This is a genomic window from Reinekea sp. (assembly GCF_982785585.1).
The window spans coordinates 1-9,463 of record NZ_CEYAVF010000054.1; the positions used below are offsets into that span (position 1 = coordinate 1).

The 9,463-nt window shown below is 54.4% G+C and carries 8 protein-coding genes; 3 read left to right on the plus strand and 5 right to left on the minus strand.

Translation table 11 applies throughout. From position 1 onward, the window contains the following. Positions 1-34 precede the first annotated feature (34 nt). Together AC4FIC_RS14625 and AC4FIC_RS14630 are read right to left on the minus strand one after the other, a co-directional pair. A complete protein-coding gene (locus tag AC4FIC_RS14625; RefSeq protein ID WP_476195179.1) occupies positions 35-1,507 on the minus strand; it encodes an FAD-dependent oxidoreductase in 1,473 nt (490 codons plus the stop codon). Positions 1,508-1,562: 55 nt separating this feature from the next. Further along, the gene (locus AC4FIC_RS14630) at positions 1,563-2,171 is read right to left on the minus strand and encodes a TetR/AcrR family transcriptional regulator (protein WP_476195178.1); all 609 of its coding nucleotides are present in this window, start codon (positions 2,169-2,171) and stop codon (positions 1,563-1,565) included. Positions 2,172-2,272: 101 nt separating this feature from the next. Between AC4FIC_RS14630 and AC4FIC_RS14635 the strand changes: the two genes are divergently transcribed. Next, positions 2,273-3,289 carry an SDR family oxidoreductase gene (locus tag AC4FIC_RS14635; protein WP_476194600.1) on the plus strand — a complete coding sequence of 339 codons (1,017 nt, stop codon included), beginning with the start codon at positions 2,273-2,275 and terminating at the stop codon, positions 3,287-3,289. 134 nt (positions 3,290-3,423) lie between these two features. Here the strand turns inward: AC4FIC_RS14635 and AC4FIC_RS14640 are convergent, their stop codons facing one another. The 3 genes from AC4FIC_RS14640 to AC4FIC_RS14650 all read right to left on the minus strand — a co-directional run bounded on the left by AC4FIC_RS14640 (position 3,424) and on the right by AC4FIC_RS14650 (position 6,823). Continuing rightward, positions 3,424-4,137: a hypothetical protein gene (locus tag AC4FIC_RS14640; RefSeq protein ID WP_287439947.1), complete on the minus strand. Its 714-nt coding sequence runs from the start codon at positions 4,135-4,137 to the stop codon at positions 3,424-3,426. Between the two features lie 52 nt (positions 4,138-4,189). Further along, on the minus strand, positions 4,190-4,696 hold the full coding sequence (locus AC4FIC_RS14645) for a 2-thiouracil desulfurase family protein (protein WP_100256776.1): 507 nt from the start codon (positions 4,694-4,696) through the stop codon (positions 4,190-4,192). Between the two features lie 75 nt (positions 4,697-4,771). After that, positions 4,772-6,823, minus strand: a complete 2,052-nt coding sequence (locus AC4FIC_RS14650) for an NADPH-dependent 2,4-dienoyl-CoA reductase (protein ID WP_273284925.1) — start codon at positions 6,821-6,823, stop codon at positions 4,772-4,774. Positions 6,824-6,981: 158 nt separating this feature from the next. On the opposite strand from AC4FIC_RS14650, the gene AC4FIC_RS14655 reads away from it, so the two are divergent. Both AC4FIC_RS14655 and rimO read left to right on the plus strand, forming a co-directional pair. Further along, on the plus strand, positions 6,982-8,010 hold the full coding sequence (locus AC4FIC_RS14655; protein WP_476194601.1) for an AraC family transcriptional regulator: 1,029 nt from the start codon (positions 6,982-6,984) through the stop codon (positions 8,008-8,010). A 143-nt stretch (positions 8,011-8,153) separates the two neighbouring features. Beyond that, positions 8,154-9,463: 30S ribosomal protein S12 methylthiotransferase RimO (gene rimO, locus AC4FIC_RS14660; RefSeq protein ID WP_490359432.1), on the plus strand; the 1,310-nt coding region annotated here is incomplete at its 3' end.

A 9,463-nucleotide genomic window follows, 5' to 3' on the forward strand; every position in this document is an offset into this window, starting at 1 on the left:
CCTGACATCGTCTGATTTTTCTTATGGCTTATTTTTAATCTCCTGTTCTCTGCAGCACCCGCCCTCTGGGTTCGTTGCCCTCGTGGAGCACGACATCGGAATGCAGGAATTGCGCGGCCTCGGCGGAATCCTTCACCTTAGTGGCACTGCGTGCCAGCATTTCCGCTTCAAATTCATTTAACACACTCGCCCTTAGACCCTGCTGCCGCCACGGCGTTGAGGGACCACAGTTTTTTGTAATTGCTCGAGCCAGCGCGAGCGCATCGAGCAAGGCTTGATTTGCGCCCTGGCCTTTAAAGGGACTCATCGGATGGGCCGCATCACCGATCAGGGTAACCTGCGCGCTTTGCTGCAACTGGCTTGACTCAAGCAAGGCTCGGTCGTATACCGGATAGCCAGAAATTTGCGCTTCATGCGTGGCGGTTAAGATTTGTGGGATGGGAGCGTGCCACTGACAACGTCGCAGCGCCTCTGCTTTGAGTGCCCCGGGGCCTTGCGCGCTCAAGGCTTGGGCCGCCTGCTCGGGCATGGGGTAACTCAGTTGCCACATAATAGAATCGGCCGCATAGGGCATGAGGTAAATCCGCTCATGGCCGTTGGCAGTCTGGAATACCGTGGCTGAATCCAGCAAGGCACGGTCCACTCCATCAATCGCGTCGAGCGGACAAATGCCCAAAATCACAATACACCCCAGGTAACGCAATGGCGCGACGTCCTCGCCCATCAGTAACTGCCGCACCGAGCTGCGAATGCCATCCGCGCCCACTAACAGATCGGCTTTAACCTGCTTTGTGCCCCCAGCAACTTGAAAGCTCAGTTCAACACCGTCACCGTTTGACTCGCTGTACTGCACCAACTGATGACCCCACTGCACCGCGGCGTCGTCACCGAGCTGCTCAAGCAAGGCCAAACGCAACGCTTGCCGAGCGATGTGCACATTGGTGCGCGTCGAGCTTTTAAGCGCCGTTGCGGCCAAGTCGCGCATGCCCCAGTCGGCGATCACCGTGCCATCGGGGGTGTGAACCACATGCCGGGTCGAAACCACCCCCTCCTCCAGGGACACGATGCCCAGACCCTCGATCGCCCGACTGGCCTGCTGCAAGGTAAGGCCGTACCCCTGAGATCGTGCCGCGAAGCCACTGTCGCGTTCAAAGAGGGTAAAGGGAATTCGGCGATGTAAGCAGGCCACCGCGAGCGCGACTCCGCCTATGCCAGCGCCAACAATGGCTAGATAGGGGTAGTTCTGATAATCGGGGGTGCGGTCCAATGTGGCTTGACTGGCGCCCTGAATTAACCCTGAGCCGCTGCAATTTTGGCAGGCGTCAAGGTGCCCCTTGGGCCGAACGGGGGCCGTGCCGGCGTGCGGCGCTGTTTGAAATTGCGCTAAGTCCCGCTGGTAGCGCAACCGCACACTCTTGCGAATGGCCTTACTTTTCTGACCGCGGCCCTGACATGCAGGGCAAAGGGTCCAGTTATTGGTGATTTTCTTTACTGTGTTGTTGTTCACTGCATCCTCCTGCCCATTGGGTAACCGGCGATTAATCTATGACCTTAGGCCCAGCTCACCTCAGCATAGAAAAAGCCAACAAGAGTGTTTTTTTCACATTAGAATGCGGCTCACCCCGTGCTATTTGGGACAGAGCACTGCTGACTTGGGTGTCGACATAGCTCGCAGCAAATTGTGATGGCAGGTCTGCAAGAAATTCACCTCTCGCCTTCGCGCGCTCGATCCATTGTTCGTAAGCCGTCAAGAATTGCTGATGGCTACGGTCTATTTGTTCTCGAGTCGCAGCTCCCACCCGCATACGGGACTCATGCATTTTCACCAACAGGCATCCCTTGGGGAACGCTTGATTATCTTGGACCTGGGTCACAAAGGACACCAGATTCTCGAGCGTCTGCCTAAACGGGGCATCGGTGGTCAGGCTTTGCAGTATTGGTGTCAGCATTTGGTTTTGATATGCGACAAGCACCGCTTGCATCAACCCATCTTCATTTTTGAATTCACGGTACAGGCCCGGCTTAGAGACGTTGGCTTTTCTACAAATCTCATTTACCGATACACCAGCAGCGCCCTCTTGCCAATAAGCTCGCATGGCTACATCAATTATATGATCACGATTGAGGGTCTTCGGTCGCCCTCTTGAAACCTTCACGGTGTCTGCACTCATCTATTGGTCACACCCTGTATTGATATTGACTCTGCTACTTTCTTTAAATATAGTACCGGTCAGTATTTATTTAAACAACCTACATTTGGAGTATGTCATATATGAGTAACGAAAAAGTATTGCTTACGGGTATTTCTGGTTTTATTGGGCTTCATTGTGCCCAACAGCTTTTGAATGCAGGCTTCGACGTGCGCGGATCGGTGCGCAACGCCAGTAAAGAGAAGGAAGTACGTGAAACACTTTCTGCAGCATCCGTTGATACGACAAATCTATCCATCGTCGAACTCGACCTGACCTCCGACAAGGGTTGGGACGACGCTGCAAATGGTTGCGACTATGTGATGCATGTTGCCTCTCCCTTTGCTATTGCGAACCCTAAGACCGAAGATGAGATGTTTATTCCAGCGGTTGAAGGCACCTTACGCGCGCTCCGAGCCGGTCAAAAAGCAGGTGTAAAGCGAGTAGTACTGACCAGCTCGGTGGTTGCAATGTTTGGCAGTATGAAGACTGGAACATTTGGCCCTAAAGACTGGACCGACACCACCTCGGTGCAGGTCAACACCTACGCCAAGAGTAAGACCCTGGCCGAAAAAGCCGCCTGGGACTTTATTGAGAGTCAGGCTGGAGAAACGCCAATGGAAATGGTCAGCGTAAACCCTGGTGGCGTATTCGGCCCACCATTGGGTCGTGATATCACAGGGCAGAGCATGGCTATGCTGGATAAGATGCTGCGCGGGAAAATGCCCATGGTACCCAGAATGTCCTTCCCAATGGTCGATGTTCGTGACGTTGCGAAGCTGCATGTCCAAGCTATGACCACTGCCGATGCCGCGGGGAAACGCATTGTCGCGTCAACGGCAAACCCCGGTAGCTTTATCGAAGCTGCTCAAATCCTGAAAGACAAGGGCTACAAAGGACCCAGCACGCGAGTGGCACCCAGTTCTCTGCTGCGTTTCGTGGCGCTCTTTGATCGGGAAGCAAAGGGAATGGTTGGCATGCTGGACATGAACCTCATGGCTGACAACGCACAAACGCTTTCTTTGTTTAACTGGACACCAATAGAATTTAAGGAATCGGTGCTGGACGCTGCTGCCGCAGTGCAGGACATAACGCGCTAGCGGAGCAGGAGCAGATTAGGCGTGCGTTGCCAACAGTCTATTGAGATTTGGCACGCGCGCCCTATGACAAGATCGACCGATTAGGTTTCTATTTTTACAGATAAAAACACCATCTTTTTGCATATTAGACTAACTTACCAAGCATAACTCGATTTAACGACAACACCGTTAAACCAGGCAAAATTATAGGACTTAGAACTGTTGGCGCCGCCCTCAATGGTTCGATAGCCACCAGAAAATTGCCATTTATCATCAAGCCTATATTGAGCCAGCAAGGCTATATCCAAGGCCCGCCCCTTCGGTGCAAAGGCAGAATCGGTATCCAATAATAATGACCATTTTTGGTTGAACGCATAGGCGGCTCGAACGGCCAGTAGCGGCACAACGCCAATAGCTTCAGCACCATACTCACTGGACTTACCGTTCTGGCTCAGTTTAATACGGGCATCGCGTAAAAATAGCGTGGCACCCAAGTCAACCTGCCATTGCTCAGCATCGACTAGCTTATAGAGATAACGTAATCGATAGCTGCTGAATTGATATCCGGCCTCAATGGTTTCATCTTTGGCAAAGGTCTCACCAACAAATACAACGTCTTCATCGAGATTGCCTACCTGGGTATACGGAAAGGGTGCCAAGACAACTTGCAGCTCCTGCTTATCTGACGCTAACCACACTAGGGTTAGCCGTGCCGCAACAAAAGGGTCAGCGCCGATATCGTTAATATTAAAGCGGTCACCCTCGCTATCATTGGGTATCTGCACCCTATTGTGGTCTGCTATAAAGGTGCCCAATTCAATATCAACGAGCACGTCGGAGAATGCAGAGCAGCTGAGGCTTAGCGCCAAGAGTGGAAGAATCCTTTTACTCAATTTTGTACCTCGATGAGTTTTGTGGTTATTAATAATTAGTATTCCATATCGTTGTCCGCAGCAATGCCGCGTTCGCATCGGCAATATCATGCTGGCTGAACACTTCAATGTCGTTTTGCTTAAGTAAGGCAGCGGTAACGCCAACCCCATTGATTTTAGTACTGGTAAAGTGCCCATCGTAAATTGCTGTGCTGCCGCATGAGGGGCTATGCTCAGTCAATACTGCGACCCTGATATTGTATTTTTTGCACAACACCAACGTCATTTCAGCGCCCTTTTTGAAATGGGCCGTCACGTCCAATCCGACATCTTCAATAACGAACGCGCTGCCCGCCCAAACATCGAAGCCATCGCCGGCTGTTATTTCTGCCGGGGCTCTTGGTATACTCATGCCGGCATCCACTTCGGGGCATACTGAAATTACTCGCCCAGCGGCAATCCATTGAGCGAGAATTTGATCAGCGATGGGAAACGCTTTGCCGTCATAGCGAACTTTCTTACCGAGCAGACAAGCACTTATAAGAACTTTTTCCATTACCGCCTCTTTGCTTAGAGGAAAGCCGCCGCCAGGCGTATAAACGGGGAACTTTCCTCTAGCCTGGACCCAGTGTTATAGCGTCAACGCTAACTCGGTAGCTTCCTTAATTGCTCGTTTGGCATCGAGTTCGGCCGCGACATTGGCGCCGCCAATCCGATGCACAACCAACTGCAAGCCCTCTGCTTGTTGCATGGCCTCTAACGCCTCCTCCAGCTCCCGCTGGGGCGTTTGCCCGGCGCAGATAACGATGGTGTCTACGGCCAATATCTGGCGTTCTCCGCCAATGGTGATATGCAGGCCGGTGTCGTCGATCTGGTCATAGCTAACCCCATTGAGCATGGTCACGCCCTTATGTTTTAGGGCCGTGCGATGGATCCAGCCGGTAGTTTTACCCAGCTTGCCACCGACCTTCGAATTTTTGCGCTGCAGCAGAAAAATTTCCCGCGCCGGGGGCACTATGGTGGCCTGTTCGGCCAGACCGCCGGGCCGGGAACCATGCAGTTCAACGCCCCACTCGGCTAAAAATTCTGCGGCGCTTTGGGGCTCGGTTGGATTGTGGTCAACCAGGTATTCGGCGGTATCAAAACCAATGCCGCCAGCCCCGATAATGGCGACGCGTTTACCGACCGGCTTCTTATCACGCAATACCTCGAGATAGTTCAGTACCGAGGGGTGATCGGCGCCGGGCATATCAATTGACCGGGGCACGATACCGGTTGCCAGCAGTATGGTGGCAAAACCCTGATCGACCAGTTGGCGTGCCGTTACTCGCGTGTTCAGACGAACCTCAACACCCAGTTGGGCCAAGCGCACCGAGAAGTAACGCAAGGTTTCGGCAAACTCTTCCTTACCCGGAATCTGCAGGGCGATATTAAATTGCCCGCCAATCCGGTCGGCTCCTTCAAAGAGCACCACCTGATGGCCACGTTCGGCCGCGGTGGTGGCGGCGGCCAAGCCCGCGGGACCGGCGCCAACCACCGCGATGCGTTGCGGTTTAAGCGCGTCGGTCTGAATCAGGCGGGTCTCATTGGCGGCAAAGGGATTTACCAGACAGGAGACTTCGCCCCCAACAAAGACGTGATCGAGGCAGGCCTGATTGCAGGCAATACAGGTATTGATCGAATCGGCTTGCCCGGCGGCGGCCTTGTTAACAAAATTGGGGTCGGCCAAAAACGGCCGGGCCATGGAGACCATATCGGCCATGCCGGAGGCGATAATATGTTCACCGACCTCAGGGCTATTGATCCGATTGGTGGTGATCAGCGGCAGCGACAGCTCCTGCTTCATGCGTTCGGTGACTTGGGCAAAGACCGCTCGGGGCACACAGGTGGCAATGGTTGGAATGCGCGCCTCGTGCCAACCAATGCCGGTATTGATCAGCGTGGCGCCGGCCTGTTCAATGGCCTTACCCAGCTGCACAACCTCTTGCCACGTGCTGCCCTCTTCCACCAGGTCGAGCATTGAGAGTCGATATATAACAATAAAGCGCTCGCCCACGGCCGCGCGGATGCGCCGCACCACCTCGATCGGCAGGCGGATGCGGTTTTCATAGGCACCGCCCCATTCATCGGTACGCTGATTGGTGCGGGTGCAAATAAACTGATTGAGGAAGTAACCTTCCGAACCCATCACTTCCACACCGTCATAGCCGGCTTGCTGTGCCAGGGTGGCACAGCGCACAAAGTCATCAATCTGCCGTTCGATACCGGCGCTGTCCAAGGCATTGGGGGTGAAGGGATTAATCGGTGCCTTGAGCGCCGAGGGCGCCACCAGTATGGGCGTATAGGCATATCGGCCGGCATGCAGGATCTGCATGCAAATCTTGGCGCCCTCGACGGCGTGTACCGCCTCGGTAATTAATCGGTGTTGCGCCACTTCGGCGTCATTCATTAACACCGCCCCGCCCTGCACACCAACGCCTTCGAGGTTCGGGCCGATCCCGCCGGTCACGATTAGACCCACGCCGCCCTCGGCGCGCGCTTTAAAGTAGGCGGCTTGGCGTTCAAAGCCCTGGGGTCGTTCTTCCAAACCGGTGTGCATTGAGCCCATCAATACACGATTGCGCAGGGTGGTAAAACCTAGGTCTAGCGGTGCCAATAGATGCGGGTACGGTGCTGGTGTCATAGTCAGGCCCTGTGGTCTCAAGAGATGGCAAATAGCGTGGCGATTCAACGCCGACTAAGGATCGGCTTAAACGGTCGCGGTGAAAACAACGTGAGCTAAACAGTAATGCGATGGCTATACTGCAGCAATACCCAAAAATAACAATCAGGTACCTTTAAATGACAATCAGCTTGGGCGATATCTCGATCCGCTATATCAACCTGTTGCTCCAGGCGAGCGAGTCAATTGGTATCGACACCGAACCCTATTGCACGCAATTCCAATTGTCGCCGACCAAGCGAGAGCAGGCCGATGCCCGATTGAGTATCCCGAAATTTATGCGCTTGGGGCAAACCCTGATCGCCGAGCATCGCTGTCCGGAATTAGGGCTCTTATGTGGGCCCATCGCCCAGCCTTCGTTACTCAGTTGGGTCGGATTTTTGGCCGAGTGCGCGCCAAGCCTGGATCAGGCCCTGATCGACATGGCCCACTTTGAACGACTCAGCGGCCGCAACGCGCGTGGCCAGTCCCGATTTTACCGTGAGGGCCCTTTGGCCGTGGCCGAATTCTATTCAATCAGCCCCTATAATGAGTTTAACCACTTTATCGTCGATCTGGCGCTGGCGACCAAACTGGCCATGCTACAGCGCCTTGCCGGTTCGGCTATCCAGCCCCTTTATCTGCAAATTGAATTCCCAGCCCCGACCTATGTTGAGCGCTACAGCCAATTACTGCCCTGCCCGGTCCGATTCAATCAAGCCCGCAACGCCCTAGTCTATAAGCACACCGATCTGCAAGCCGCACCGCGGCAAGCAAACGCCAACGCCTATCAGGACTGCCGCGATCAGTGTGACGCCCTACTGCGTAACCTAGAGCGCCAGCAAAGCTTTGTCGAACGGGTTATGCAGGAGATCAGCCCACTATTAAACAGCAATCAGTTGTCGCTGGCGCAGGTGGCCGAAGGTCTTGAAATGCCACCCTGGACTCTAAGACGCCGACTGAGCGCCGAAGGCACGCGCTTTTCCACTCTAGTTGAGCAGACTCGCGCGGACCTAGCGCGTATCTATCTAAAGGACCCGCTCTATTCACTGGGTGAAATCACCTATTTACTCGGCTATGCCAACCCGAATGCCTTTCAACGTGCCTTCAAGCGCTGGCAGGGCGAGGCCCCGGGCGCCTATCGAGCCGGCCTGACCGCCAACGGATGAGAATTATTCGCTCACTTCTTGAGCTTAGGCTCGGAATCGCTACAATGGCGCCCCTTAATCACTTTCACCGTTAGTTACCCATCGAGGCCCGCATGAGTCAGGACAACATCATCAAAACTTTTAACCCCAGCCAAGGTCAGAGTATGGACGCGCCCGGGCGTATCGGTTTTGTCAGCCTCGGTTGCCCGAAAAACACGGTCGATTCAGAACGCATCTTGACCCAGTTGCGCGCCGAAGGGTACGACATCACGCCGACCTATCAGGACGCCGATGTAGTCATCGTCAACACCTGTGGCTTTATCGACTCGGCGGTGAAGGAATCTCTCGATACCATCGGCGAAGCCTTGCGTGAAAACGGTAAGGTCATTGTGACCGGCTGCTTGGGCGCCAAGGCGGACGATATCCGCGAAGTGCATCCCAATGTTTTGGCCATTACCGGGCCACATGCCTATGAGGAAGTAGTCAGCCAGGTGCATACCGTGGTCCCGCCTCGGCACGATCCCTTTACCTCATTGATGCCCGATACCGGCGTTAAGTTGACCCCGAAGCACTATGCTTACCTAAAAATTTCCGAAGGCTGCAACCACCGTTGTACCTTCTGTATCATCCCATCCTTTCGCGGCGATTTGGTCAGCCGACCGATTGGCCAAGTCTTATCGGAAGCAGAGCGGTTGGTTAAGAACGGCACCAAAGAGCTGCTGGTCATTTCCCAAGACACCAGCGCCTATGGTGTAGACACCAAGTACCGCACCGATTTCTGGAATGGCCGACCGGTTAAGACCCGCATGAAAGAACTGTGCGAAGAACTTGGCCAGCTCGGCGTATGGGTGCGCATGCACTATGTCTACCCCTACCCGCACGTCGATGAGATCATCCCGATGATGGCGGAAAACCGAATCTTGCCGTATCTGGACATTCCTTTTCAGCATGCCAGCCCATCGGTATTAAAGGCGATGAAGCGTCCAGCCCACGCCGAGAAGGTGCTCAACCGCATCCACGCCTGGCGCAAGATTTGCCCAGATATCACATTGCGCTCGACCTTTATTGTCGGCTTCCCCGGTGAGACTGAGGCCGACTTCCAGATGTTGCTCGACTTTATGGACGAGGCGCAACTCGATCGGGTTGGTGCTTTTCAGTACTCAAATGTCGACGGCGCCACATCGGCCGCCCTGCCCAACCATGTTGATGCCGCGGTTAAGCAAGAACGTTACGATCGCTTTATGGAAGTTCAGCAACGCATCAGCGCGGCCAAACTGCAGACCAAGATCGGCAAGCATATTGAAGTCATTGTCGATGAGGTTGTCGAGCAAGGCGCTGTTGCCCGCTCTAAAGCCGACGCGCCGGATATCGATGGCCAGGTCTTCTTGGATAACCAGACCCATTTGAAGCCCGGTGATATCCTGACGGTTGAAGTCGAAGACGCCGACGAGTACGACCTCTGGGCCCATCCGGT